This is a genomic window from Vogesella mureinivorans (assembly GCF_007644035.1).
Classification (GTDB): domain Bacteria; phylum Pseudomonadota; class Gammaproteobacteria; order Burkholderiales; family Chromobacteriaceae; genus Vogesella; species Vogesella mureinivorans.
The window spans coordinates 1-463 of record NZ_VMTV02000594.1 but is presented as its reverse complement, the minus strand read 5'-3'; the positions used below and the strand labels follow the sequence as shown (position 1 = coordinate 463).

The window sequence follows — 463 nt, the reverse complement described above, 5'->3', positions numbered from 1 at the left end:
TCCGATCCGCAGATTTTGCTTTTTCAACTCACGCTGCCACTGCCACTTCGTCGAATACAGCGATGTCAGCTAAAATCTTACGGTCGATTTCAACAGAAGCTTTTTTCAAGCCGTTGATGAATTTGCTGTAAGATAAACCGTTTTGACGTGCTGCAGCGTTGATACGTGCAATCCATAATTGACGGAATTGACGTTTACGTTGACGACGGTCACGGTAAGCATATTGACCAGCTTTAATTACAGCTTGGAACGCAACGCGATAAACACGTGAACGCGCACCATAATAACCTTTAGCAGCCTTAAGAACTTTCTTATGGCGTGCTCTTGCAATAACACCACGTTTTACACGAGCCATTATTAAATCTCCTAATGTATATAATTAACTAAAATTCACTAAAGTACGTTTTAACTTGACTCAACGCTTATGCGTATGGTAAGCACGCTACTACTAATACTTGGTCTG

Annotated in this window: 1 protein-coding gene; it reads right to left on the bottom strand. The window is 41.3% G+C overall.

Annotation, left to right across the window (positions count from 1 at the left end; all coding sequences use genetic code 11):
• Nucleotides 1-28: 28 nt before the first annotated feature.
• Entirely contained in the window at nt 29-355 is a 327-nt protein-coding gene (gene rplT / locus FLQ44_RS16435) for a 50S ribosomal protein L20 (RefSeq protein WP_147695277.1), read from the bottom strand.
• Nucleotides 356-463: the final 108 nt, after the last annotated feature.